The following is a 25,655-nucleotide window of genomic DNA, read 5'->3' on the forward strand; positions in this document are numbered from 1 at the left end:
CCGGAACCTCGGTCAACGAATTGGGCGCCACGCATTTCGGAACACCCAAATCTGAAAATCGAAACGGAAACACCGCATGACGGAACCGCATCCCCCGACGATGCTCACGGTTGTCATCCCAGCCCTGAACGAAGCCGCGGTCATCGAGCGCTGCCTGCGCCTGCTCGTCGCGCAGGACGCCATCGATGAGGTCATCGTCGTCGACAACGGCAGCGACGACGGCACACCCGCCATCGTGCGCGAATTCGCGGCGGCCAACCCCAAGGTCGAGCTGGTCCACGAGCCGAATCGTGGCATCACCCCGGCCCGCAACACCGGATTCGACAAGGCCCGCGGCGAATTCATCGCACGCACCGACGCGGACACGCTGGTCGGCGCCGAGTGGGGCCGCACCATCCGCGACTATCTGCTCGCCCATCCGGAGACCGCGGCGGTCACCGGAATCTGCACCTACCACGATTCACCGGTCGGATTCTTCCTGAAGTTCGGCCTGTACCTGCAGGACCGTCGCGGCAAACTGGGCGGCCGGGTCGGCAATATGCACGGGCCGAATATGGCCCTGCGGCGCGAAGCCTGGCTGCAGGTGCGCGACGACACCCAGGTGAGGGCCGATGTCGCCGAGGACCTCGACCTGGCGCTATGCCTTTCGAAGCGCGGCCTGCGCATCGATCAGCTGAAGGATATGCGCGCCGAGACCTCATCGCGGCGGCGGCGCACCAGCCCGAGCAAGTGGTGGAAGTTCCAGCTGATGGGGCTGCGGACCATCGCCGATCACGGATTCCAGGTGCGTCCGTTCCATCGCGCGGTCATCGTCGGCGCCTGGGTGACACACACCGTCCAGTGGCCGATCTACCGGTTCTGGGATTTCGACCGGCGGCGCTTCTCGCTGCGGCCGGGTGCGGAGCGCATCTCCGCTGTCGGCGACTGATCCCGAACAGCCGGTCGCCCGGTCCGACCTCAGGACCGGGCGACCTTCGCTTCGCCGGACCACATCTCGCCCCCACCCGCCCGGCCACCACACCACTATGGCCGGCGGGACGATCCGCTGTCCTGCGAAGTCCTGACCGCAATTACCCCTCGTCAACCGCGGTCACATGACGAAATTAGGCCGCGATCCGGCTCCGGACACGAGTAGCGGACTACCCAAATGGCATGGTTCGCCCCGAAGGCCGCCGAACCGTACTACTCAGTAGGTTGGGCTCAATCCTCCGGCGGCACAAAGGGATGCGGCACCGTCGGCGGCAGCAGCGCCATCGCCGAAATGCGTTTCACGCCGCACACCTGCATCAGATCGACCACCGCCGAGCGCACCTGCGCGAACACCACGTGGGCCGAGAGTCCCGCTCCCGCAACGAGTTCCGGGCGCGCGAGTTTGGCGACCGAACGCAGCACCCTGGCCGCCTCGGCCTGATCGGGCTTTTCACCCGGATCCGCCAGCATCATCCGGCGGATCACGGCCACCGCCTCGCCGAGCCGTTCCACCAGATCGATCAGGCGCGGATCCAGGATTTCGTCATCCTGCACCAGGGTCAGCGAACGGCGCAGCAGCACACGGGTATTGCGGACGGCGTTGTCGAGCGGATCCGCCGTCGCCCTGATGCGCTCCAAGCGGGCGCGCGAATTCCAATACAGCGGGGAGATCCGGCTGATCTCGCGGCCGCCGTCCAGGGCCGAACGCAGCGAATCGATCTTCGGCTGGGTGGCCCGCACCGTCGCGAGGGCATCGCGCAACTTATCCGTCGACTGCGCGAGCAGACCCTCCGCGCATTCGGTGAGTGCCTTACCCATCACGTCCAGGATGTCGGCGGCCTGCTCGCGGGCCCTACGCACCGGATGTAGCGGGATCGCCGCCACGACGACAACACCCACCAGGCCGCCGACCAGCGCGTCGACCATGCGCGACAGGCCGCCCCCGTTACTCGGCGGCATCAGCGTCGCGACGAGTACCGCCGAACCCGCCGCCTGCATGGTGATGATCGATCCGCCGTCGAGGAATACCGCCAGCGCCATGGCGACCGCGACCACCAGCGCGATCTGCCAAACGCCGGTACCGGCCCTGCTGATGAATACGTCGCCGATGCCGATGCCGACGGCAACCCCGCCCACCAGCTCCACCGACCGCTTCAGCCGGGCGCCGAACGAAATACCGATCGACACCACCGCGGCCGTCGGCGCGAAGAACGGCTGCGGATGTCCGACCACCACATGCGCGACGAACCAGGACAGCGCCGCGCCGACCGAGCACTGCACGATCGGCAACGCCGACAGCCGCAGCCGCGACCACGAACTCCGCAGCGTCTCGATGCTGCTCGCACGGGCGACGCCGACACGCGAATTCGGATCGATCAACGCGCCACCCGACGGCCGCGCCGCGCGGAATCGCTACGTATTACCGCGATCAATGGGGTCAGTCGAGGCCGAGCTCGGCCGCGGCGCGCGGGTCACAGTCCTCGAGCAAATCCAGGCAGCGCGCGTACTCGTCGGTCTCGCCGATCAGCTTCGCCGCCCTGGCCAGCGCGCCCACGCTGCGCAGGAAACCGCGATTGGGCTCATGGCTCCACGGCACCGGCCCGAAACCCTTCCAGCCGTTGCGCCGCAACAGATCCAGGCCGCGGTGGTAGCCGGTGCGCGCGAACGCGTACGCCGCGACGACGTCGTGGTTCACCGCGGACTCCTGCCCCTCGCCGCGCGTCAACGCCGCCTCCGCCAGCGCCGCCCACGCGACCGACGCCGCCGGATGCGCGGCCGCGACCCCGACCGGGTCGGCCTTCTCCAGCAGTGCGTCTTCCGCATCGGAGATTTCGGGTAGCAGTACCGGTTGCGGTCCGAGAAGATCACCGAACGAGGTCATGCGCTTCATTCTGCACGCCGACGCAACAGTCGGGAATCAGCGGCTCCCAGCCGAGGTGTTGGGCTCTCCACATTTGTTATCCGGCGTACCTCCGCATTCGGTCCGGCCGTGCGCGAGTTTGCGGACGACTTCGTCGACAGCGCCCACTAGGCTGACCGTCGAGTTCGCACGATCCGCCTTACGCGAGGGGTAGTAGGTGTCCGACCCGAAAGACGAGAAGAGCCCGGCGCGGGAATCCGCGCGTCCCGCCGACGACACACGCCCGGCAGCCCCCTCGAATCCTGAAACCAGTCGGCCCTCGGTAAGCACGCCGTCGTCCGGTTCGGCCGCGCCGACAACGCCCTTCGCGACACCGGCGGGCGGACCGGTCCAGGGCGGTCGTCCAGGCGTCCAGCCGCCCGCACCCGGCGGCCGCCCGAACCCGATGTCACGATCCGCGACTCCGAACACCCCCGGCGATGTGATCGTGCCCGCGAACCGTTCGACCCCACCGCAGTCGGAGAGCACCGGACCGGCCCAGGCGGGGCGTCCGGGCAATGCGAACCAAACCCCCACTGCCACAGCACAATCCGGGACTCCGAAGCCGCCCCGCAGCGCGTCATCCGGCCCGTCGTCGAGCGGCCCCGCCCCCAGCGGAGATCGACAGGGAGCACACCAAAACCCTTCGGGTGCAACGCAATCCCCCGCCAAGGGAACCGCCGCGGAAACAGTGGTATTCAAACGAGACAGCGTCAACCAGCCCACGACCCCCGCCCAGGACGCCACCCGCCCGACCACCCCGGGCCCCGCCGACGCGAAAACCACCGCACTCCAGCCGGGATCCGGCGGCAAACCAACCGACAGCGGCACCACACAATCCAACACCCGTGGGCCGCAAGGCCCCTCCGCCAGCGGAACCGCAAACCAGCAGGGCCAGCAGGGCCAGCAGGGCCAGCAGGGCCAGCAGGGCCAGCAGGGCCAGCAGGGCCAGCAGGGCCAGCAGGGCCAGCAGGGCCAGCAGGGCCAGCAGGGCCAGCAGGGCCAGCAGGGACGAGTCCAACACACGGTCGCCCCGAGCCCGATGCCACCGAGCCCCGCCCGCGCGGCCGATCCAAAGGCAACCGATTCGCCCCGCCCAGGCACCGAGGGCGTGCGAACTCCCTTACAGCCCAAAGTAATTCCCGGCACGGCCGGAACCCGCCCCAACACCGGAGCACCAACACCCGTCACCCCGCAGAACGCCGATACCGCCGCCAACCAAGGGCCTGGCAATCGTCAATCGAGCGCTCCCGGCACTCGCACGCCAGGCAACGCAGCATCGCCCGGTGCTAACCGGCCCGGCGTTGGAACCCCACCGAGCGGAGCTCCGCGCGGCGGCACCGCAGCGGGTACGCCTGGAAACCAGGCGAATGCGGGCGGTGCGAGGACACCGAATCCGGCGCAGCAGGATGTCCAGCCTGCCGGTGGTCAGGCAAGCACCGCCGGAAATCGCGGACCAGGTTCCTCGGCACCGCTGAATCCGGTCCGTCCCGGTGCCGGGAGCGGAGCACCAGGAACTACGCCCCGCTCCGGATCCGCCGCCGCAGGATCAGGCAACGCCGGAAAACAGCAGGACGCAACCGATCCCCGCCGCCCCGGCGGAGGTACACCAGGTTCCTCACCACTCGGCACACCAGCCGACCAGCGGTCTGCGGGCGGTTCTCAATCGAGCGCGCCAGGCAACGCAGCATCGCCCGGTGCTAACCGGCCCGGCGTTGGAACCCCATCGAGCGGAGCTCCTCGCGGCGGCACCGCAGCGGGTGCGCCTGGAAACCAGGCGAATGCGGGCGGTGCCAGCACACCGAATCCGGCGCAGCAGGGCGTCAAGCCTGCTGGTGGTCCGGCGAGCACTGCCGGAAGTCGCGGGCCGGGTGGGGGCACACCGCAGAATCCCGCGCGGACCGGTGCAGGGATTTCCGGGGCTGCAACCGGTTCCGGCTCGGGTGCATCCGGTGGCCAGTCGAAGGTGACCGACAACCGCGGGCCGGGCGGGAGCACATCACCGAATCCCGCGCGGGCCGGTGCGGGGACAGGGGCTTCCGGGGCGCTCGGTTCGGGGGCGGGTACTTCGGGTGGCCAGTCGAATGCGGACGACAACCGTGGATCGGGTGGGGGTCAGGGACGGTCCGGCGGGGCCGAAGCCGGAGCGGTTGGCGGCCAGTCGGGCGCAGCCGGTGCGAAGGAGACGGGCGGAGCTGCACGCGGATCGGTGCCGCCGTCGACCGGTGCCGGTGGAGCCGCTGCGGGGCGACCGGGTGCGGTCGAGCGTGGTGGGGCGAATGTGGGTGCGGGGAAACCGGATTCGGCGGCGGCAGCCGCTGGCCGTTCCGGTGCGGGAACCCAAACCCCGGCTACCGAGCCCGCTGGAGCGGGTGCCCGGCCCGACGCCGAAGCGACCGTACCGGGCGCCACCGTTCCATCGGGCACGGGAAACCAGCCCAAGGCAGCCGGTCCCGCCGGATCGGGAACCAAGGCGACAGCGGCGGCCACCGGCGGTTCGGGCGCGGCAACCCAGGCCGGGACGGCGGCGGCTGCTGCGAGCGGTTCTGCGGCCGAAAGTCGTTTCGGGACAACGGCTCCCGCCGGATCGGATGCCGATTCGACCGTGCCGGGCGCTACCGGGCGGTCGGGTGCGCAGACTCCATCCGGGACAGCTGGTCCGGTGAACAAGGCGACCGCAGCGGGAGTTTCGGCTGTCGGGGACCGGCCGGGGACCGGCGCTGCCGCGGCGGATGCGCAGGACGCCGGTGCCGAAAAAGCCTCCGACACCATGGCGTCCGCTAATAAGGACGCTGAAGGTGGTGGGGCGCAGCGGGATTCGGAAGACGGCGATGATAACGCCGGGGCCGGGAACGCCGATGCGGTGACCATGGTGATGCGGACGGTGCGGCCGGGGCAGCGGGATAAGTCCGAGGAGACACCGCAGGACGAGGTGCCGGGGTCCGAGGACAAGACGGTCGCGATGCGGATCGTGCCGAATCCGGCCGAGGCGAAGACCATGGCGCTGCCGATTCAGATACCGCCGGGCCAGCCGCCGAAGCAGCGAACCAGCAAGGGCGACAAGGGATCCGGCAAGGGCACCGATCGGGTGGCCGCGGGCGCGCCGCTGACCAAACCGCCGAGCACGCCACGTCCGGCGCCGGGGCCGAAGCAGCCCGGCCCGGGCCCGAAACAGCCTGGACCGCAAGGTCCTTCGGCGGATGCCGATGTCGAAGAGACTCGGCCGTCCGCACCGAAGCCCGGGAAACCGCGCCCGGTGGTGGCGACGGCGCCGTCGCCGGCGGATATCCAGCAGACGACTCCGGGACAGGTGCCCGGGCCCCGGCGGCCGCAGCCGCGCGCGGTGGCCGCGCCGCAGAAGATCTCCCCCGAATCGGCGGATCAGGCCGCGTCGCAGCGATCGAAGCGACTGCTGTTCACGGTCGGCGGTGCGGCGATAGCGGTGGTCGCGTTGATCGCGGTGGTAGTGACTTTGGTCACCACCACGAAGGGCAATTCGGCGGACGGTCAGATCCGCGGGGTGATCACCGATTTCACCAAGGCGTTGAAGTCGGGCGATCTGGCCGCGCTGCGCAACAGCACCTGTGGTCAGCTGCACGATTACTACCAGACCGTCGCACCGGACCAGTTCGCGAACCTGCACCAATTGTCCATGGACCGCAAGAACATTCCGATCGTCGACAATGTGGGCGCCATCAAGATCACCGATGACAAGGCGGTCGCCCAGGCCGTTGTGTACACCGATGCCGATCCGGGGAAACGCTCGCCGCGCACCTTCGATTTGCAAAAGACCAACGGCGCCTGGAAGGTTTGTGAACAGCCTGCGGGTACTCAGTAACCGAAGGCAGAACGGGCGCGATATCCGGTCGTGCAGATCACAGTTACCTGGTCAACGGACCGGTTCGTCAGTAGCATGACCCGGATCATGGGCAGGGAACAAACATTGGCAGAACCGGAAGCCGACACCGTCGTGCGGACGGCGACGCTGACAGGACAGCGGTTCCGGGTTCGGGATCACTACGAGGTCGGCAGAGAAAAGATCCGCGAGTTCGCACGCTCGGTGCAGAACTATCACGGTGCACACCACAACGAGGCAGACGCGCACGCGCTCGGCAACGAGGGCATCATCGCACCGCCGACCTTCGCGTCGGTGATCGGTTGGACCAGCACCAGGGCGCTACTGGATTCGGTGCTCACCCACTACGACCTCTCGCAGATTCTGCAGACGGATCAGAGTTTCGAAATGCTGCGTCCGATGGTCGCCGGTGACAAGATCACCAGCGATATCGTGATCGAGTCGGTCCGCGAATACGGTGACAACGAGTTCATCACCGTGAAATTCGTGATGACCAACCAGCGCGGCGAGGTGGCGCAGCTCGGCCATACGACGATCGTCGGCCGCCGCGGCACCGAGATCGACCCGAATCTGGCGAAGCTGGTGGGGGGCATCATGATGCACACCCCGTCACGCCAGGAATTGGGTCTGGGCGACACCGACGTGCTGATCAGACTCGGCGCCGACAGTGCGCTGGAGGTTGACGCCGAGCGCGAGAACACCCCCGTCTACACCGTGCCCAAATTCGCCGATCTCGCTGCGGGACAAGCGCTTCCGGCTTCCACCGCACAGGTGACCCGGGGCGACCTCGCCAACTACGCCGGTGTTTCGGGCGATACCAACCCGATTCACTTCAGCGAGCAGGCCGCACAGCTCGCCGGACTGCCGACCGTGGTGGCGCACGGCATGCTGTCGATGGGCCTGGCCGGCGGCTACCTGACCTCGTGGCTCGGCGATCCGACCGCGATCGAAAAGTTCGGCGTGCGGCTGTCCAGCCTGGTCGCGGTGCCCGCGGACAAGGCGAGCACCATCGAGTTCAGCGGCAAGGTCAAGTCCTTGGATCCGGAACGCAAGACCGCGACGCTGTTGCTGAACGCCACCTCGGAGGGCCGCAAGATCTTCGGCCGCGCCATCGCCGAGGTTCGCCTGTCGTAGCCGAATTACACGGCGGCAGCGCATATTTCGCGTTGCCGCCGAAATCGGCTCGTCAAAGCACGAGAATGATTCGGTCGCGGTTATCCGGATCGACACGGATGGAAATCGTCCCGCCGACGGCGAGCCGGGCCTTATCCGCCGGCATCACATCGAAAACAATGGTGCCCCGGTAACTTCCGGAGCCGGGCACGGTGAGTTCGAGATCGAATTCGGTGAGCGTGCTGTGGTGGTCGGTGCGCTCCAGGGGATGCGCGCCCTCGATGGTGGCCCAGCCCTCCAGCCCATTGCGCCACAGCAGCCGGTCGGCCTTGGACGGCCGCGAGGCCAGCAGCATTCCGAGGCCGAGTGCGGTGCCGAACACCCCGACCAACGCCACAATTTGGAACGGCACCGTCTCGGTAGGGGTGAAATGGACCAGCCACCCCAGCCAGAGGCCGAGCACGACGAGGTAGCCGGCGGTGACCCCGAGCACCGTGCGGAGCATCCGTGCGTGGTCCATGGCGACCTCCACCCCGACAACCAGATACCCAGAATAAACGGCCGGGCCGAAAAAATGGTCTCGACGTAATTTCGAGTTCCTGACCGGCCTGTTATCCCGATTACCATTCGCTGATATAGGGATTACCCGAACGGTGACGAACTATTCCCGTTGTCGCCCTATGGTTTTCGCGTGAGCAATTCTTATGGAGCAAATCATCCCAGGACCACGACGGTGCTGGTGCTCGGCATTCTGAGCCTGGTGCTGTGCCAGTTCCTCGGACCGGTCGCCTGGGTAATGGGCAAGAACGCGCTGAAGGAGATCGACGCCTCCGGCGGCGGCATCGGCGGACGCAGCAATGTCAAGGTCGGCTACATCTGCGGGATCATCGCCACCGTGCTGCTCGTGATCGGCATCGTCGCGGGCATCATCGTCAACGTCGCTGGCGGCTCGTCGGAGACCGCGGCCGCGTTCGCCGCCTGATTCACCCCTTCAACCCCTATTTCACCCCTTCAACCGCAATACCGCGAGGACCCGGCGGTGATGGGTATCCGACGGGGGCAGGTCGAGTTTGGTGAAGATATTGCCGATGTGCTTCTCCACCGCCCGCTCGGTGACGCTGAGCGCGCCCGCGATGGCATTGTTGGACAACCCCTGCGCCATCAGTTCCAGCACCTCGCGCTCGCGCGGGGTGAGGCGGGCCAGCGAATCCTGCTGGCGGGACGCGCCCATCAATTGACTTACCACCTCCGGGTCGAGTGCGGTGCCGCCGGTGGCGACCCGCTGCAGCGCGTCGACGAATTCGCGCACATCGGCGACGCGGTCCTTCAGCAGATAGCCGACACCGGCCGCACCACCAGCGAGAAGTTCGGTGGCGTAACGGGTTTCGATCCATTGGGAGAACACCAGCACGCCGGTCATCGGGTATTTGCGGCGCAGCTCGAGCGCGGCGAGCAGACCCTCGTCGGTGAAGGTGGGCGGCATCCGCACGTCCACCACTGCCACATCCGGATTATGTTGCCCAACAACGTCATTGAGTGTGCTGGCATCACCGACCATGGCGACCACGTCATGTCCGCGCTCGGTGAGCAGCCCGGCCAGCCCGTCCCGCAGGATGGCGCTGTCCTCGGCGATCACCACCCGTAGGCCGGATTCGTTGGCGGTCAACGGGTTACCTCCTTCGGTAGTAGCAGCGTCACCACCGTCGGCCCGCCGGGCGGGCTCTGCACGGTCAGCGTGCCGTCCACCGACCTGGCGCGCGCGGCCAGGCCGGACAGTCCGCTGCCCACCCCGATCACCCCGGAATCGGGCGGTAATACACCGCCGATTCCGTTGTCCCGCACGGTAATCGCAATGGTCTTGGCATCCGTCGGCACCACCGAGACCCAGGCGCGGTCGGCGTTCGCGTGTTTGACGACGTTGGTGAGCAGTTCGGCCACCGAGAAGTAGGCGATGGCCTCCACCGCCGGACTCGGCCGCTCCGGCAGCAGCACCCGCAGCTCCACCGGGATCGCGCAGCGCGAACTCAGCGTCTCCAGCGCCGGAGCCAGCCCCAATTCCAGTGCGGGCGGATGAATTCCGCGCACCAGCTCGCGCAGCTCGGTGAGCGCCTCCTTGGACGACGCGCGCGCGTCGGCGATCAGCTCGGTGGCATCGCCGCCCTCGGCTATCCGCTCCTCGGCGCGCCCGAGCGTCATGGCGATGGTCACCAGCCTGGCCTGCGCGCCGTCGTGCAGATCCCGTTCCACCCGGCGCAGCGTCGTCGCGGAATCCTCCACCGCGATCTGCCTGCTCACCGTGAGCTCGTGCATCCTGCGGTCGCGGGCGGTCGAGCTCAGCAGCGCCGCGATGAGCAGCCGGTGCACGACGCAGACCGCGCGAATCAGCCAGGGCAGCGCGAACACCGCGACAACGCCGATCAGCGAGAGCAGCAGCATTCGCGGCCAGGTGTCGAAGTAGAAGCTGCCGAATTGCAGCATCGAATGCCGTTCGACGCCGTTGCTATCGATATTGGTCGGATGGAACACCGCCCACACGACCGGCGAGAGCACCAGGAAAACCGCTATGGCGATCGCGAGGAGCACGAAATAGCCGACAACCAGCCCGAGAATCACCTGCAGGAATAGGAAAAGCAGTGCGCGCCAACTGGTTCGGTCGGTGAACGCGCTCTTCAGGAAGCCGAACAGGCCCGGCACCGGCGCGAACTTCGGCGGGGCGGGCAGTGGCGAATCGAGCAGATCCTTGGCCAGCGCCAAATAGATCCGGCCCCAGATCCGTCCGCCGAGCAACACCAGCGCGAGCACCGGAATACCGACGATGGTGAACGAGAACAGAATGCCGCCGCCCACCGCCAGATAACCCCACGTCGCGGCCAATCCGCCGAGTAGGAAAGCCGTTAGCAGATAGGCGATTTCCTTCCAGGTTCGCAGCTGGATCGGCGCGCGCAGCACGGCGCGGGCCACCGCGCGGGCCCGCGCTCCGGGATCCCCGGACGGCGCGTCCGCGACGAAGGTTTCGACAGGCGTCTCGGTCATATCTCCATGGTTGTCGGTATCGGACGGGTATTCGATCGGGCTGCCCACCGAATTGGAGGTGGGGCCAGCTACACCATGCCACTACCATCCGGAGTGTGACATCTCCGCCGCAGCCGCCCTATGGGCCGTACGGGCAGCAGCCTTACGGGTATCCCGCCTACTATCAGCGGCCACCGGATCACCCGCAGACCACAACGATCATGATCCTCGGCATTCTCGGCGTCGTCATGTGCCAGGCACTCTCCCCGATCGCCTGGGTGATGGGCAGGCGCGCGCTCGCCGAGATCGATGCGTCCGGCGGCGCGATCGGCGGACGGAGCAATGTGCAGATCGGTTATATCTGCGGCATTATCGGCACCATTCTGCTCATCCTGGTCGCGGTGTTGATGGTGGCCGCGTTCGCGCTGCCGTTCATCTTCTTCGGGCTGTTCGGCACGAGCACCGGCGCATAGCCGCCGGTTATCGCCGCGACCGCCCGAATTAGCATCGACGGAGTGAATTACCCATCGCCCGACGCCACCGGGGCACGCGTAGGTGTCCACCCGGCCCCCGAGGAAACGGAACTCGCCGGCCCCACCGAGTGGGGTGAACATCCGCACGGCGTCGGCCCATGGGCGCTCGAATACGGTACGCCCGCGCCGGACGATCCGCGTTTCGATCCGGAATTGCTGGCGGGCGGTGACCGGCGCAATGTCGTCGACGCCTATCGGTATTGGCGACGGGAGGCGATCATCGCCGATATCGATCGGCGCAGGCATCCGTTCCATGTGGCGATCGAGAATTTCGGGCACGACGCGAATATCGGCACCGTGGTGCGCACCGCGAATGCCTTTGCCGCGGCCGCGGTGCATATCGTCGGCAGGCGCCGGTGGAATCGGCGCGGCGCGATGGTCACCGATCGATATCAGCGCATCGAACATCACGCCGATATCACCGAATTGCTGGCGTTTACCGAACGGGCCGGGCTCACCGTCGTCGCGGTCGACAATGTGCCCGGTTCGGTGCCGCTGGAGACGGCGACGCTGCCGCGCGAATGCCTGCTGCTGTTCGGACAGGAGGGGCCGGGCGTCACCGCACACGCGAAAGACGGTGCGGCCATGACTGTTTCGATCGCGCAGTTCGGCTCCACCCGGAGTATCAATGCCGGTGTCGCCGCGGGTATCGCCATGCATACCTGGATCCGGCAACATGCCGACCTCACGACCGCTTGGTAATTCAACGAAATACGACGCGACACGCCCGAATTCCCAGGTGGGAGTTCAGTATCTCCGTTATGTAACAAATCGGGCACGAAACGTCGCCGCAAACTGGCACCATTGACGCATGACCTCGCGGAGCGGCCAGCACCCACAGACCAGCCCCGGCGCCGCGCAGAGCAATACCAGTGCAGCGACGGACCCCACCGCAACGCCGACCGAAACCGGTGCCAACCCACCCCCGGTCGGCTCCGCAACCCCGGACGCCACCGCGTCCGGAGCCGAAGCGGCTCGCACCCAGCAAGCCGGTGCCGCGCAATCACTACCGAAAGGACAGCCGCGCCGAACCGGACGCGATGTCGACGCGGCGGACGCCACCCCGGCCGTCTGGTCCGAGCGCGCCGATATGGCCGAGTCGGCGATCGTCTCCCGCCATCTGCGTGCCGTATGGGCTTTTCCCGGAACACATTTGGGCGTCGTCGGCTGGCCGGCCACCAAACGGGAGCGCGGCTTCGCGTACTGGAACTATTGGTGGCAGGCCCATCTGATCGACTGCGCCGTCGACGCCGCCAACCGGGCGCCGACCCCGGCACGGCGCAAACGCCTTGCGGCACTTACCCGTTCGCATCGGCTGCGGAATATCACCGGCTGGACGAACAAGTACTACGACGATATGGCTTGGCTGGCCATCGCATTGGAGCGCGCGGCCCGCACCCAGGGCGTCACCGAGGCGCGCGGCGCGCTTGTCGCGCTGGAGAAGCCGCTGTACGAGGGTTGGGCGCCGGAGAAGGGCGGCGGGCTGCCGTGGCGGCTCGGCTCGGATTTCTACAACGCCCCGGCCAACGGCCCCGCGGGTATCGCGCTGGTCCGGCTGGGTCATCACGCCAGGGCGCAGGAGATGGCCGACTGGCTGGACACCACCCTGCGCGACCCGGAATCCGGCCTGATCCTGGACGGTATCCACCTGCCATCCGGTGAGATCGAGCGTCCGGTGTTCACCTACTGCCAGGGCGTGGTGCTCGGCCTGGAGACCGAGGTCGCGGTGCACACCGGCGAATCGCGCCACGTCGAACGGGTGCATCGGCTGCTCGCCGCCGTCGAGGAGCGCATGACCACCAAGGGCGTCATCCACGGGGGCGGCGGTGGTGACGGCGGCCTGTTCAACGGCATCCTGGCCCGCTATCTCGCGCTGGTCGCGCTGATGCTGCCCGGCGCGGAGCCCGAACAGGTCGACGACCGGCGCAGGGCCGCCGCGATAGTGCGCGATTCGGCGCGGGCCGCCTGGGCGAACCGCCTCCAGGTCGAGGGCGAACCGCTGTTCGGGCACGAATGGAACAAACCGGCCACGCTGCCCGGCGGCACCGCGGGCGCCGCACGTTTCACCGCGGGCGGCTCGGTCACCTCGTCGCGCATTCCGGAACGCGATCTCTCCGTCCAGCTTTCGGGCTGGATGCTGATGGAGGCGGCCTATCTGGTAAGCGCGGCCGGACTTTGACCTATCCCTCTGCCTCGCAGGTCCGGGCCGACCCGCCGCGTTCGATGGTCGGCGTCGGCCCGAGCTCGAAGTCCTCGGCGGGCCTGCGCATCTCCTGCCGGTAGTGCCGAATGCCGAGCCCGGTGCCGATGACCAGGCCGACCACCAGCGTGCCGATCACCGCGGGCATCAGCCACGGCACCCGCTCCAGGAAACCGCCCGCGTAGTAGCCGATGAGCAGTAGCACCGGCGCCCAGATGACCGCGCCAATGGTGCTGGCGATGGTGAACTTGCGATGGTCCATCCCCGCGGCGCCGGCCACCGTCGGGCACAGCGTGCGCACCCACGGAATCCAGCGCGCGACCAGCACCGCCAGGAAGCCGTGCTTGTGCAGCAACTCCGCGACCCGCTGCAGATTCCTGGTGTTGATATAGCGGCCGTTCTTGCGCGCGACGATGTGATGACCGGTGCGCTGCCCGATGACGTAGCCGACCTGATTGCCCGCGATCGCGGCGACCATCGTGCCGAGCGAGAGCGCCCAGACGTGCCGCTCATCGGATGCGTTGGAGGCCATCACGATTCCGGCGGTGATGAGCATCGAATCGCCGGGCAGGAACAGGCCGAGCACGATCGCGCATTCCAGGAAGACGAAGGTCAGCACCACCGTCCAGACGAGCGCGGGCCCGGCCGAGAGCAGTGGGTCGAGACTGCCCACGGCTAGGGGCAACTGCACCGCGGACACCTGCTCAGTGGATGGGCTCGTTCGTCGGAGCGGCCAGCTCGCCGTTTGCCGAACCGGACGCGTCCCGGTTGAGCAGCCGCTTCGCGAAGGCGATGATGCCGGGCAGGATCGAGATCAGCACGATCAACAGGAAGATCGCCTCGACGTTCTTGCGGATGAATTCCACATTGCCCAGGAAGTAGCCGAGGACCGTGACGCCGCCGCCCCACAGCACCGCGCCGACGATGTCGAAGGCGACGAACTTGCGGTAGTCCATCTTCGAAACGCCCGCGAGCACCGGCATGAAGGTGCGCACGATCGGCACGAAACGGGCCAGGATGATCGTCTTCGGCCCGTGTTTTTCGAAGAAGGCGTGCGTCTCGGTGACGTAGTGCTTCTTGAAGAAGCGGGTGTCCTCCTTGCGGAAGATCGCCGGGCCGATGCCCCGGCCGATCCAATAACCGGACTGGTCGCCGAGGAAGGCGACGATCGCCACCGCGGGCAGCAACACCCACAGCTCGACCGGCGGATGCGGTTGCGCGCTGAGCAGACCGCCGGTGAACAGCAGCGAATCGCCGGGCAGGAGTGGGAAAAGCAGACCGGTCTCGATGAAAACGATCAGCAGAATGGCGGGCAGCACCGCGTGCTTCAGGGAGGACTCGGTGAGCAGATACATCGGGTCCATGAAACGGGGCAGCAAGGCAAGGTTGCTCGTCACCGCATCGGTAGCAGCCAGCGCAATCACCCGGCCCACAGTACCGGGTGTCGCTGAAAATGCTGTATGGAATGGCCGCCGCGAACCTTCGGTGCCGCGCGCGTGTGCATTGTGTCTCCCGTCAAAGACTGCGAAACCACGCTGGCCTAGTCTGTGAACTGACAAAATTGTCTCTTGACGCACACACGGAGGTCTTCACAGTGCCCATCGCGACTCCGGAGGTCTACGCCGAGATGCTCGGTCGGGCCAAAGCGAACTCCTTTGCCTTCCCGGCGATCAACTGCACGTCGTCGGAGACGATCAACGCGGCCATCAAGGGCTTCGCGGATGCGGGCAGCGACGGCATCATCCAGTTCTCCACCGGCGGTGCGGAATTCGGTTCCGGCCTCGGCGTGAAGGATATGGTCGTCGGCGCGGTCGCATTGGCCGAATTCGCGCATGTGATCGCCGCCAAGTACGACGTCACCATCGCGCTGCACACCGACCACTGCCCGAAGGACAAGCTGGATTCCTTCGTGCGCCCGCTGATCGCGATCTCCCAGGAGCGGGTGAACGCGGGGCAGAATCCGCTGTTCCAGTCGCATATGTGGGACGGCTCGGCGATCCCGATCGCCGAGAACCTGGAGATCGCCAAGGAGCTGTTGAAGGCCACCTCCGCCGCCAACATCATCCTCGAGGTCGAGATCGGCGTCGTCGGCGGTGAAGAGGACGGCGTCGAGGCCGAGATCAACGAGAAGCTCTACACCTCGCCGCACGATTTCGAGCGGACCATCGATGCGCTCGGCTCCGGTGAGAACGGCAAGTACATCCTGGCCGCCACCTTCGGCAATGTGCACGGCGTCTACAAGCCGGGCAATGTGGTGCTCAAGCCGGAGGTGCTGGCCGAGGGTCAGCGCGTCGCGGCCGCGAAGCTCGGCCTGCCCGAGGGTTCCAAGCCGTTCGATTTCGTCTTCCACGGCGGTTCGGGCTCGCTGAAGTCGGAGATCGAGGACTCGCTGCGGTACGGCGTCGTGAAGATGAATGTCGACACCGACACCCAGTACGCGTTCACCCGTCCGGTCGCGGGCCACATGTTCGCCAACTACGACGGCGTGCTGAAGATCGACGGCGAGGTCGGCAACAAGAAGACCTACGATCCGCGCAGCTACCTGAAAAAGGCAGAGACTTCGATGGCGGCGCGGGTCGTCGAGGCGTGCAATGATCTGAAGTCCGCGGGACGCTCGATCAGCGCCTGACCTAACGACCCCACGGGGGGCTTGGAGCACATGAGTCTGGATGTGCGCGTGCTCGGGCCCGTTCGATTGCTCGTCGGCGGTGAGCCGGTGGCGGTCGGCGGGCCCAAGCCGCGGGCCTTGCTCGCCGCGCTGACGGTGAACCGGCGACGCGCGGTGAGTTCGGCCGCCTTGGCCGACATGGTGTGGAACGAGGATCCACCCGATTCCTATGCGGCGAGCCTGCAGGTATTCGTCTCGAATATCCGTAAGGCCCTGCGTAATTCGGGTGTCGATCCGGCGATGGTGCTGCGCACCGAGTCGTCCGGGTATCGGCTGGAGATCAGCGAGAACGAATGCGATCTCGGGCGATTCGAGGCGGCGCGGGACGCGGGCGCCAGGGCCGCCGAGGTCGGCGACCATCCCGGAGCCGGCCAGCTTTTCGGTGCGGCACTGAAGGAGTGGAGCGGACGCGCACTGGCCGATCTGGCCGGTCTACAGTTCGCCGACGGTTTCGCCACCGCGATGGACGAGGAGCTGCTGCTCGTCACCTCCGCCCGGATCGATGCCGAAATCGCTTGCGGGCGGGCGTCATCGGTGATCGGCGAGCTGGTCGCGCTGACCACCGACCATCCGCTGCGCGAACCGCTGTGGGTGCAGCTGATCACCGCGCTGTATCTGTCGGGGCGCCAGGCCGATGCGCTGGATGCCTGCCGCCGGGTGCGCACCGTCCTCGCCGAGGAACTCGGCATCGATCCGAGCCCGGCGCTGATGGACCTGGAGCAGCGGGTGCTGCGCCAGGAACCGCTCAGCACCATGGAGATGAAGCGCGCCGAGCGGATGGCCGCGGCGATGACCGAGACGGTCACCGAACTGCCGCGCGCCGTGCGCAGCGGCCAGCTGCGTATGCCGGACGGCCGGGCGGTGCGAATCGCCCAGGGCGGCATGCGAATCGGCCGGATGACCGATAACGATCTCGTCCTCGACGATCCGAAGGCCAGCCGCTACCACGCGCACATCATGCCGAGCCGGGCCGGGCTGCTGATCAAGGATTTGCATTCGGCCAACGGCGTTTTCGTCAACGACGCACCGATCGACAGCGGTGCGCTGCTCGCCGACGGGGATGCCATCCGGATCGGCGCGACCGTGCTTACCTTCCAGGCGATTTCGTAGCGGACGAAGTCCGACCTCGGCTGCGGGCACGCCTAGTACTCGCAGTCGACCCCGTCGTGGTTCGAATCGAGGGCCGGGTTGTAACCGGGTTGGCCGATGGTGAGCGGGCCCGGGTGCATGGCCCGCACCGTGCTGCAGTCGAAGTAGAAGGCCGGTTCTTGCTTGTCCTTCTTGTCCTTCTTCTCCTGCTCCTTGATCATTTCCCTGGAGCGTTCCGGATCGTTGTCGGAAATCGTCTTCGCCGACGGGATGGGGGGTGCGGCTGCGGCCTGCGGCGCGAATGCGATGCCGACCACCACCAGTCCGGCGCCGCACAGCGCGGGCAGAGCATAGAGAACCTTCACCCCTTCATCCTGCGCCCTACTGGACGGTATCGTGCGCGGTGACCGGCTGAAAGTCTGCTGTGAGTTGCCGGGGAAATCTGTTGTGCGGATCGGAAAGTCGCACCATTTATCCGATGTCCGGCGGGTAGGGTCACTGGCTGGTGCGTGTACAGCCATCGGATTTCGAGGGGATGCCTATGGCCGGGCGGTTGGCTGCCGCGGTCGGTGCGGTGGTGTTCGGGGCAGGTGCGCTCGTCGGGCCCGCCGATGCCGCGCCAGTCGGCGTCGGTCCGTGCGCGAACGATCCCGCGCCCACCCACGAGCCGCTGGTTCCCAAAACGCTCGAGGTGCCCATCCCGTATCCGGCGATCACCGTGGTGCCCGAGCGGCCTGCCGAACCGGCGCCGACCCGCACCGAAATGGAGTTGCCGCCGGATCCGTGCACCAACCCGTGCCCGGACCTCACCGACCGGCCCGCACCGCCACCCGGCCTGGCCCAGCAGCTCGGTATCCCGGAAATCCTGTTGCGCCCCAAGCCTTTCTATTTCGCCATACCGGGACCGAGCCCGGAACCGGGACCGGCGCCGCCACCACCCGCGCCGGTACAGCCACCCACCGAACCCGCGGCGCAGACGCCCGCGCGGCCCGCGCCGCGGATCGGCGAAGTCCGCGAGGTCGCCAAGCTCACCGGAGCCGATTCGGTGAACCGCACCGATAAACGCTGGCAGGTGCAGGGCACCGACCTCGGCATCATGTGGGAGAGCGCGCCCGGTGAGGTCGCCGTCGCATTCGGCGATACCGTCGGCCGGGAATTCCATCCGCCCGGCGGTATGGGATCCGATTGGCGCAGCAATGTTCTCGGCTTCAGCACCGACCACAATCTGACCTCGGGCATGATCATCGATCGCATGGTCACCGACGACCGGTGCCACGCCGCGGAGGTGCTGTCCAGCCGCAAACTCGACAATGTCGAGATAACCACCATTCCCACTTCGGGTTTCGCGATCGGCGCGCGACAGTACCTGAGCTATATGTCGATTCGCACCTGGAACAGCATTCCCGGCACCTTCTACACGAATTACGGCGGTATCGCCTACTCCGACGACCACGGCCAGACCTGGACCAAGGATCCGTACGCGCGCTGGGACAACATCTTCGGGCTCGCGAATTTCCAAGTGAGCGCGATGGTTCCGCACGGCGACTACGTCTACATGTTCGGCACGCCGAACACCAGGCTCGGGCAGGTCGGGCTGGCGCGGGTGCCGAAGGATCAGCTCCTCAACACCACCGCCTACCAGTACTGGCGGGACGGGGACTGGACCCCGGTCGGCGGATCCGCCTCGGCGACACCGATCGTCGATGGCACCGTCGGCGAACTCTCGGTGCGATTCGACGCGTCCCGAAACGTGTGGCAGATGAGCTATCTCGATACTCAGCGCACGGCAATCGTTGTGCGCGAAGCGGATTCACCGCAGGGCGAGTGGTCCGATCCCACACCGACGGTCCACGTGTCGGATTATCCGGAACTGTACGGGGGTTTCATTCACCCCTGGTCGTCCGGATCGGACCTGTACTTCAACATTTCGACGTGGAGCGATTACAACGTCTACTTGATGCATGCCACCATCGAGTGACGATCCGCGAGATTTCCGCTGACGGAGGATGTCAGTGATTTGCCGATAGCCTGCCCGGACCCGTTCAGAGGAGAGGCAGCGGATGATCCACAGCGACGAAACCTTCGACGGCACTTGGCCGTTCCGCCCGAACTACACCGAGGCCGCCGGGTTTCGCCAACACTATGTCGACGAGGGTCCCCGGGATGCGCCCGAAACCCTTGTCCTACTGCACGGCGAGCCGACGTGGGGCTATCTGTGGCGGCACCTGATCGGCCCGCTCGCCGCCGACCGCCGCGTGATCGTGCCCGACCATATGGGTTTCGGTAAGAGCGCGACCCCACCGGACCGCGAATACCTGGCCGTCGAACATATCGACAACCTGGAAACCCTGCTGGTCGAGGTGCTGGACCTGGAGCGGATCACCTTGGTGCTGCACGATTGGGGCGGCCCGATCGGCGCCGGATTCGCGGCGCGCCACCCGGACCGGATCGCGCGCATCGTCGCGATCAATACGGTGCTACCACTGGGCCAGCCCGGTTATCAGGAGCTGATGAACGCCAACCACGATGACAGCGCCTGGTTCCGCTGGGCGGGCGCGGCCCAAGCCGACGGCTCACTGGAACAGATCCTCGGCAACGCCGGCCACACCGTGACCCATCTGATGCTGGCCCTACAAACCATCACCCGCCCGGAAATCGTCACACCGACCTGGATACGCGCATACGCAAGCCATTTCACCGACCGCGCGGCCTGCCGCGGAGTGATCCGATTCCCGCAGCAGCTGGTCACCCCAGGCGCGAAACCGCCTGTGCTGCCGCCAGATCCGGAAATCGCGACCATACTGCGGGCCAAACCGGCTCTCCTGCTGGAAGGTATGCGCGACACCGCACTGCTGCCGCGCCACATCATCCCGGCGTTCCGCGCCGCATTCCCGGACGCGCCGGTCATCGAATTGCCTGAGGCAGGCCACTTTCCACAGGAGGACGCACCGGAGGCACTGCTCACCGCGATCGAACTGTTCCTGCAATCGACGGACGTGCGGACAGCAGCCCGCGCCTGACCTGTCCCCGAAGCCCGTCCGTCATGCCGACGGGCGGGCTTCATGCGCCCGCGGATCGCCGACCAGGTATCAGGCGGCCGCGGCGGTGACCGAGATCAGGATCGGTTGTCGGGATGGGTAACCGGGTGGACCACTAGCAACCGCTCGAGGCCGAGAAAATCGTCCGGATTAACCGTGAACAGCGGAAGTTTGTTCGCGATCGCGGTGGATGCGATCAGTAAGTCGACGTAATACCTGCGTGGTTTGCGGCCGACAGCAACGGTAGCCGCATACACCCGGCCGAATGCTCGGGCAGCCGCGGCCGTGAACGGGATCGGCTCGAACTCCGCTTCCGTTCGGCCCAGCACCGCCATTCGCGCGGCAACCTCCTCGGGGTCATCGGTGGCCAGCGGACCAACAGACAACTCGGCGAGCGTGAGCGCGCTGATCGCTTGCTCGGCGGGAAGCTCATTCTGATCCAGTCCATCCATCAGGATGAGCACATTCGTGTCGAGCAAACCCTGTCGCGGCAGCGTCATGTGTCGCGGCCCGCTTCCCGCGCACGATCGAACGGGTCGTACTCCGATTCCTCGAACAAGGCACGGACATCGTCACGAAACCTGCGATTGTCCAGCACCGGCGCACCGGAAAACGCGGCAGCAATTCGCTCTTTCGGGACAAACGTCGGACGCGGGCCGATTGGTGTAACTGTGGCAATCCGGCGTCCGTTGCGAGTGACCGTGAAGGTCTCCCCCCGCTCGACGGCGTCCATGATCTCACTCGCGCGCAGCTTCAGGTCGCGCTGATTGATCTCATGAGGCGTGGACATGAACCAAGTGTAGCCCAATGTCCCACACCGTGGCCCCAATGATCGCGTGCACGATACCGAAGTGCCGTATCCGCAACCAGCTGCTACGCGGCGCGGGGACGCTCTCGATCAAGGCTCTCGATCCGGCTGAAACACCGGTTCGCGCGTAGGCTTCAGCCCGCTACAACGGTTTCGCATGCGCTCGCGGATCGGCGAGCAAGTACTGTGCGGCGGCATAGGTGGCGAGGACGACGCCCTCGGTCAGCCGCCGGGCACGCTCGCTGCGTGCGAACAGCTTGCGCAGCACGATCAGTCCATCGGAGGCAGTGAACAGCAGTGCGCCGAGACCGATCCTGCTGCGCGGGTCGGGGCCTGGGATATTCAGGCCCGCAATTGTTTTCGCTTCGGGAGCCAATTCGGGGTCGGAGGCGAGGACAGCGGCGGCGCCCAGTGTCGCACCGTAAACAGTAAGCGGCACAGCGACATTCGGCGCTTTGGTACGCATAAGAGCGGCGGCGCCGAGCCAGGCGGCCAGTCTCGGCAGTGCGATATCCGGGCGCGGGCGGGCGCCGTGACGCAACCACAGCGTCGAGTATCCGGCCTGCATTACCGCGAAAGCTGAAGCGCCGCAGATCAATCGGCGGTCGTCGTCGGGTTCCATGAGCAGGATGTCGCCGACCGTGGCGGCGGTGAGGGAGCCGAGCAGGACCGTGCGGTCGGCTCGGTTCATGCCGGAACCCTGGGTGGCCACGTCGGCGGCGAGCAGGGGCATCAGGAGTGGTTTGGTCGACCACTGCAAGCGGTCCCGGCCGCGCACCGCGCCGTAGACGGTTACCGCCGCGGCGGCCAGGTAGCCCGCGCGAAAGGGGCGCATGCGATCAGAAGCTCGGCTCGACCGGCTTCGGCGGCAGGGTGACCACCTGTCCCGCATAGCTGAGCCCGGCGCCGAAGCCGAGCAGCAGCGCCAGCTGTCCGCCCTTCGCCTTGCCAGTGACCAGCATCTCCTCCATGGCCAGCGGGATCGACGCGGCCGAGGTGTTGCCGGTGTTCTCGATATCGTTGGCCATCGGGATCTCGTCGGCCAGGCCGAGGTTCTTCTTCATCAGCTCGTTGATCCTGGCATTGGCCTGATGCGGCACGAAGACCTCGATATCCTCCTTGGCCACCCCCGACACCTCCAGCGCCGTGGACAGCGCGCGCGGCAAAGTCACTGCGGCCCAACGGAATACCCGCGGCCCCTCCATCCGCAGCGACATCCGGCCGAGCGGTTCGATCGCCGGATCGGTGCCCTGCATGGCCTGCGCCTTCTGCATGTACTCCAGGAAGTCGACGTCCTGCGCGATGGCGGACGCGTTCTCGCCGTCGCTGCCCCAGACCGTCGGGGAGATGCCGTTCTCCTCGCTCGGCCCGACCACGACGGCGCCCGCACCGTCGCCGAAGATCATCGCGGTGCCGCGGTCGGTCGGGTCGAGACCGACCGTCATCGTCTCCGCCCCGATCAACAGCACGTATTCCGCCGAACCCGCACGGATCAGATCCGCGGCGACACCGAGACCGTAGCCGAAACCGCCGCAGCCGGAGGTCAGGTCGAATGCCGGAATACCGTTCAGCCCCAGGTCGTAGGCGACCTGGGGTGCGCCGTGCGGGGTCAGGGTGAGCCAGCTGGAGGTCGCGAAGATCAGCGCGCCGATCTTCGACCGGTCGATCCCGCTGTTGACCAGCGCCCGCTCACCCGCGGCCGCCCCGATACTGCGCAGCGTCTCGTCACCGCTGATCCAGCGGCGATTGCGGATTCCGGTGCGTTCGAAAATCCATTCCGGGGTCGAGTCGAGGACCTCGCACACCTCGGCATTGCTGACCACCCGGCGCGGGCGGTAGGCGCCGATGCCGAGCATCGAAACGTGCTGCCGATTCTTGTTTAACGCAAGGCTCACCACGATGTGACACTCGACCCTTCACAGAATGAACGAACTGACCGGAGTCCAGGCTAACCCACCGGTAGCTTTCGCAGGTCAGCCGAGTGCCAGGTCCTTCAGTCCGAGGATGGAGCGGTACTCCAGCCCCTCGGCCGCGATGACCTGGTCGGCGCCGGTCTCCCGGTCGACGACGGTGACGACCCCGACGACGGTCGCGCCCGCGTCACGCAGCGCGCGCACGGCGGTGAGCGGCGAATTGCCGGTGGTGGTCGTGTCCTCGACCACGAGCACCCGCTTGCCGACCACGTCCGGGCCCTCGATCTGGCGCTGCATACCGTGCGTCTTGGCGGCCTTGCGCACCACGAACGCGTCGATCGGCCGGCCCGGGGCGTGCATCACGGCCAGCGCCACCGGATCGGCGCCCATGGTGAGCCCGCCGACGGCGTCGAAATCCCAGTCCGCCACGAGCTCGCGCAGTAGCTTGCCGATGAGCGGCGCCGCCCGGTGGTGCAGGGTGGCGCGGCGCAGGTCGACGTAGTAGTCGGCCTCCTTGCCCGAGGACAGCGTCACCCGGCCGTGCACAACGGCCAGCTCGCGCACCAGCGCGGCCAATCTGTCCCGGTCGGATTCGGCGGCCGCGTCCGCGCCGGTCGCCTGGTCTGTTGCCTGATCGATCATTTCTGCGTCCTTCCGCGTGCGTTGAACAGTCCGCGATTCATTCGGGCCGCCAGGGTGCGCGGGATCATTCCCGCGACCGTGGTGATCGCTTTGTACTGCACACCGGGCACGCTGATCACCCGGTCTTTTTCCAGATCGCTCAGCGAACCGGCCACGACCCGGTCCACGCTGAGCCACAGTTGTTTGGGCAGCGACGACATGTCGATACCCGCTCGCTCATGGAATTCGGTGTGCACGAAGCCCGGGCACAGCGCCTGCACCCGGACCCCGGTGCCTGCGAGTCCGCCCGCCAACCCTTCGGTGAAGGATACGACGTAGGCCTTGGAAGCCGAATACGTCGAGCCCCGTCCTGGAATCAAACCGGACACGCTGGCGACATTCACCACCGAACCCTTGGCCGCCGCGATCATCGCGGGTAGCGCGGCCCTGGTCAACCGCACGACGGCGGTGACGTTGACGTCGAGCTGCCGTTGCAGGTCCGCCGGGGACAGCGTCCAGAACGCGCCGGATTGTCCGAAGGCCGCGTTGTTGACCAGGAATTCGACACCCTTTTCGGCGCGCGCGATGACCCGGGCCCGATCGGCCTCGTCCGCCAGGTCCGCCGCGAGCACCTCGGAGCGGGTGCCGAAGCGGCGTTCCAGTTCGTCGGCCAACGCGGCGAGACGATCCTCGTCGCGTGCGACGAGGACCTGGTCGTAGCCGAGCGAGGCCAGTCGCAGCGCGAAGCCGTGCCCGATACCGGAGGTGGGTCCGGTGATCAAGGCGACAGGGCGAACAGCACCGGGCAGACGAGCCGGTGCGGGATTCTCGAAGGTCATGGCTGCTCGAATCGCGATAGGAACGGTAAGGCTGAGCAAGCATGCGCGCAGAATCGGGGCGGGCCGGACCGGCGCGGCCCGGTCACTGCGGTACGGGTCCCTGATACGGGCGGAAGCCCGGATGGAACGGCCCGCCGGCCTGTTCCGGTGTTTCGGCGGACTCCTGGTGCGGCTCGGGGCGGTTCGGTTTCTCCGCCCACTCCTCGTCGTCGTCGGGCCAGTCGTCGTTCTGCCATTCGGCCCGGGCCTTGGCGCGCGCGTCCGGCACCACCGCGAGCGACGGCCGCCGCGGCGCCTCGTGCTCCTCCGGCTCCTCGAACGGTTCCCGTTGTGGGCGGCCGGATCTCGGGTAGTCGTCCCGTTCGTCGTCGAACTCGTCCGGTTCGGCTTCGCGGCCGCGCTGACGCGGATGCGGGCGACCGGGATCGTGACCCGCGCCGTCCATCCCGCGCGGTTCGCTCACCGGCGGCAGCACGTGCAGCAGGCCCGAGAGCCGCAGCACCGCATCGATCGCGGTCTCCCACTCGCGCGCGATGGTGCCGACCGAGAGCATGCCGAGGGTCCAGTTGCCCTCGCTCCACAGCATCTGCACGGAGTCGGGCAGTGATTCGATGAAGGCGACCATCCGCTGATCGACGGCATGCCTGGCGATTTCCGGGTTGGTGGCGAAGACGACACGGTCACCGATCGCGCCGAGCAGTTCGAGATCGGCGTCCTTGGGCGGCGATGCGGTCTTGAGCCGCATATCGATATCGATGTCCGAGCCGATCTGGCGGCGCACCGCGACCAGCGTCGCGGAATCCTCCAGATCGAACAGCACGAACTTCTCGCCCTTGCGGATTCCGGAGACCACGTCGACCGCCGACAGGTAGCCGAGCTTGGCCAGCGCACCGCGCCGCCAGGTGGACGGCAGCGCGGGTTCGAGCGAAACATAGGTGTAGCCCTGAGCTTTCGCCCACACCTGTCGCGCATGCCCGGTCCGCTGCCGCTGTTTCCGATCGAAATAGAGCAGCACGATCGCACCAACCAGTGCGATCGTCGCCAGCCCGAACCACATTGCCGTCATCGCCGTCTACCCTAATGGTTGCTGCCGGAC

27 protein-coding genes are annotated in these 25,655 nt (G+C 67.0%); 11 read left to right on the forward strand and 16 right to left on the reverse strand.

The window, feature by feature from the left end:
• Positions 1 to 76 precede the first annotated feature (76 nt).
• Positions 77 to 928, forward strand: a complete 852-nt coding sequence (locus F5544_RS42960; RefSeq protein ID WP_167478439.1) for a glycosyltransferase family 2 protein — start codon at positions 77 to 79, stop codon at positions 926 to 928.
• A 272-nt stretch (positions 929 to 1,200) separates the two neighbouring features.
• On the opposite strand, the gene F5544_RS42965 is transcribed toward F5544_RS42960, so the two are convergent.
• The 3 genes from F5544_RS42965 to F5544_RS45895 all read right to left on the reverse strand — a co-directional run bounded on the left by F5544_RS42965 (position 1,201) and on the right by F5544_RS45895 (position 3,893).
• Positions 1,201 to 2,346 carry an FUSC family protein gene (locus F5544_RS42965; RefSeq protein WP_428847207.1) on the reverse strand — a complete coding sequence of 382 codons (1,146 nt, stop codon included), beginning with the start codon at positions 2,344 to 2,346 and terminating at the stop codon, positions 1,201 to 1,203.
• Between the two features lie 61 nt (positions 2,347 to 2,407).
• Complete coding sequence (locus tag F5544_RS42970) at positions 2,408 to 2,851, reverse strand: DUF3151 domain-containing protein (protein WP_167478441.1); 444 nt, start codon at positions 2,849 to 2,851, stop codon at positions 2,408 to 2,410.
• A gap of 598 nt (positions 2,852 to 3,449) precedes the next feature.
• Positions 3,450 to 3,893: a hypothetical protein gene (locus F5544_RS45895; RefSeq protein WP_238846954.1), complete on the reverse strand. Its 444-nt coding sequence runs from the start codon at positions 3,891 to 3,893 to the stop codon at positions 3,450 to 3,452.
• Positions 3,894 to 5,531: 1,638 nt separating this feature from the next.
• On the opposite strand from F5544_RS45895, the gene F5544_RS42980 reads away from it, so the two are divergent.
• A complete protein-coding gene (locus F5544_RS42980) occupies positions 5,532 to 6,707 on the forward strand; it encodes a hypothetical protein (RefSeq protein ID WP_238846955.1) in 1,176 nt (391 codons plus the stop codon).
• A 105-nt stretch (positions 6,708 to 6,812) separates the two neighbouring features.
• Positions 6,813 to 7,859, forward strand: coding sequence for a fused (3R)-hydroxyacyl-ACP dehydratase subunits HadA/HadB (locus F5544_RS42985; RefSeq protein ID WP_238846956.1), 1,047 nt, complete (start codon positions 6,813 to 6,815; stop codon positions 7,857 to 7,859).
• A 52-nt stretch (positions 7,860 to 7,911) separates the two neighbouring features.
• On the opposite strand, the gene F5544_RS42990 is transcribed toward F5544_RS42985, so the two are convergent.
• Positions 7,912 to 8,358 carry a hypothetical protein gene (locus tag F5544_RS42990; RefSeq protein ID WP_167478443.1) on the reverse strand — a complete coding sequence of 149 codons (447 nt, stop codon included), beginning with the start codon at positions 8,356 to 8,358 and terminating at the stop codon, positions 7,912 to 7,914.
• 171 nt (positions 8,359 to 8,529) lie between these two features.
• Between F5544_RS42990 and F5544_RS42995 the strand changes: the two genes are divergently transcribed.
• Positions 8,530 to 8,820, forward strand: a complete 291-nt coding sequence (locus F5544_RS42995; RefSeq protein ID WP_203217471.1) for a DUF4190 domain-containing protein — start codon at positions 8,530 to 8,532, stop codon at positions 8,818 to 8,820.
• A 21-nt stretch (positions 8,821 to 8,841) separates the two neighbouring features.
• Here the strand turns inward: F5544_RS42995 and F5544_RS43000 are convergent, their stop codons facing one another.
• Both F5544_RS43000 and F5544_RS43005 read right to left on the reverse strand, forming a co-directional pair.
• Entirely contained in the window at positions 8,842 to 9,504 is a 663-nt protein-coding gene (locus tag F5544_RS43000; RefSeq protein WP_167478445.1) for a LuxR C-terminal-related transcriptional regulator, read from the reverse strand.
• Positions 9,501 to 10,871, reverse strand: a complete 1,371-nt coding sequence (locus F5544_RS43005) for a sensor histidine kinase (protein ID WP_167478446.1) — start codon at positions 10,869 to 10,871, stop codon at positions 9,501 to 9,503. The genes F5544_RS43000 and F5544_RS43005 overlap by 4 nt, the downstream gene beginning before the upstream one ends.
• A 95-nt stretch (positions 10,872 to 10,966) precedes the next feature.
• On the opposite strand from F5544_RS43005, the gene F5544_RS43010 reads away from it, so the two are divergent.
• From F5544_RS43010 to F5544_RS43020, 3 genes are all read left to right on the forward strand, one after another.
• Positions 10,967 to 11,323, forward strand: a complete 357-nt coding sequence (locus F5544_RS43010) for a DUF4190 domain-containing protein (RefSeq protein ID WP_238846957.1) — start codon at positions 10,967 to 10,969, stop codon at positions 11,321 to 11,323.
• 42 nt (positions 11,324 to 11,365) lie between these two features.
• Positions 11,366 to 12,085 carry an RNA methyltransferase gene (locus F5544_RS43015; RefSeq protein WP_167478447.1) on the forward strand — a complete coding sequence of 240 codons (720 nt, stop codon included), beginning with the start codon at positions 11,366 to 11,368 and terminating at the stop codon, positions 12,083 to 12,085.
• Between the two features lie 388 nt (positions 12,086 to 12,473).
• Positions 12,474 to 13,562: a glycoside hydrolase family 76 protein gene (locus F5544_RS43020; protein ID WP_167479899.1), complete on the forward strand. Its 1,089-nt coding sequence runs from the start codon at positions 12,474 to 12,476 to the stop codon at positions 13,560 to 13,562.
• Between the two features lies 1 nt (position 13,563).
• Here F5544_RS43020 and F5544_RS43025 read toward each other — a convergent pair whose 3' ends face one another.
• Positions 13,564 to 14,268, reverse strand: a complete 705-nt coding sequence (locus F5544_RS43025) for a DedA family protein (RefSeq protein ID WP_167479900.1) — start codon at positions 14,266 to 14,268, stop codon at positions 13,564 to 13,566.
• Positions 14,269 to 14,287: 19 nt separating this feature from the next.
• On the reverse strand, positions 14,288 to 14,980 hold the full coding sequence (locus F5544_RS43030; RefSeq protein WP_167479901.1) for a DedA family protein: 693 nt from the start codon (positions 14,978 to 14,980) through the stop codon (positions 14,288 to 14,290).
• A 197-nt stretch (positions 14,981 to 15,177) separates the two neighbouring features.
• Between F5544_RS43030 and fbaA the strand changes: the two genes are divergently transcribed.
• The gene (fbaA, locus tag F5544_RS43035; protein WP_167478448.1) at positions 15,178 to 16,212 is read left to right on the forward strand and encodes a class II fructose-bisphosphate aldolase; all 1,035 of its coding nucleotides are present in this window, start codon (positions 15,178 to 15,180) and stop codon (positions 16,210 to 16,212) included.
• Between the two features lie 30 nt (positions 16,213 to 16,242).
• Entirely contained in the window at positions 16,243 to 17,361 is a 1,119-nt protein-coding gene (locus tag F5544_RS43040; protein WP_167478449.1) for a BTAD domain-containing putative transcriptional regulator, read from the forward strand.
• A gap of 32 nt (positions 17,362 to 17,393) precedes the next feature.
• Here the strand turns inward: F5544_RS43040 and F5544_RS43045 are convergent, their stop codons facing one another.
• Positions 17,394 to 17,705, reverse strand: a complete 312-nt coding sequence (locus F5544_RS43045; protein WP_167478450.1) for an excalibur calcium-binding domain-containing protein — start codon at positions 17,703 to 17,705, stop codon at positions 17,394 to 17,396.
• 176 nt (positions 17,706 to 17,881) lie between these two features.
• Between F5544_RS43045 and F5544_RS43050 the strand changes: the two genes are divergently transcribed.
• Positions 17,882 to 19,318, forward strand: a complete 1,437-nt coding sequence (locus F5544_RS43050) for a DUF4185 domain-containing protein (RefSeq protein WP_167478451.1) — start codon at positions 17,882 to 17,884, stop codon at positions 19,316 to 19,318.
• Between the two features lie 82 nt (positions 19,319 to 19,400).
• Entirely contained in the window at positions 19,401 to 20,360 is a 960-nt protein-coding gene (locus tag F5544_RS43055) for an alpha/beta fold hydrolase (RefSeq protein ID WP_167478452.1), read from the forward strand.
• Positions 20,361 to 20,455: 95 nt separating this feature from the next.
• Here F5544_RS43055 and F5544_RS43060 read toward each other — a convergent pair whose 3' ends face one another.
• From F5544_RS43060 to F5544_RS43090, 7 genes are all read right to left on the reverse strand, one after another.
• Positions 20,456 to 20,878 carry a type II toxin-antitoxin system VapC family toxin gene (locus F5544_RS43060; RefSeq protein WP_167478453.1) on the reverse strand — a complete coding sequence of 141 codons (423 nt, stop codon included), beginning with the start codon at positions 20,876 to 20,878 and terminating at the stop codon, positions 20,456 to 20,458.
• Positions 20,875 to 21,186 (reverse strand): type II toxin-antitoxin system Phd/YefM family antitoxin, encoded by a 312-nt coding sequence (locus F5544_RS43065; protein WP_238846959.1) that lies wholly within the window; start codon positions 21,184 to 21,186, stop codon positions 20,875 to 20,877. Before F5544_RS43065 ends, F5544_RS43060 begins: the two co-directional genes overlap by 4 nt.
• A 142-nt stretch (positions 21,187 to 21,328) precedes the next feature.
• On the reverse strand, positions 21,329 to 22,021 hold the full coding sequence (locus tag F5544_RS43070) for a lysoplasmalogenase (protein ID WP_167478455.1): 693 nt from the start codon (positions 22,019 to 22,021) through the stop codon (positions 21,329 to 21,331).
• A 4-nt stretch (positions 22,022 to 22,025) separates the two neighbouring features.
• A complete protein-coding gene (locus F5544_RS43075) occupies positions 22,026 to 23,084 on the reverse strand; it encodes a beta-ketoacyl-ACP synthase 3 (protein WP_167478456.1) in 1,059 nt (352 codons plus the stop codon).
• 75 nt (positions 23,085 to 23,159) lie between these two features.
• On the reverse strand, positions 23,160 to 23,741 hold the full coding sequence (gene pyrE, locus F5544_RS43080) for an orotate phosphoribosyltransferase (protein WP_167478457.1): 582 nt from the start codon (positions 23,739 to 23,741) through the stop codon (positions 23,160 to 23,162).
• Positions 23,738 to 24,559, reverse strand: coding sequence for an SDR family NAD(P)-dependent oxidoreductase (locus F5544_RS43085; RefSeq protein ID WP_167478458.1), 822 nt, complete (start codon positions 24,557 to 24,559; stop codon positions 23,738 to 23,740). The genes pyrE and F5544_RS43085 overlap by 4 nt, the downstream gene beginning before the upstream one ends.
• 82 nt (positions 24,560 to 24,641) lie before the next feature.
• Entirely contained in the window at positions 24,642 to 25,625 is a 984-nt protein-coding gene (locus F5544_RS43090; protein ID WP_167478459.1) for a hypothetical protein, read from the reverse strand.
• Positions 25,626 to 25,655: the final 30 nt, after the last annotated feature.

This window comes from Nocardia arthritidis, from assembly GCF_011801145.1.
Taxonomy (GTDB): Bacteria; Actinomycetota; Actinomycetes; order Mycobacteriales; family Mycobacteriaceae; genus Nocardia; species Nocardia arthritidis_A.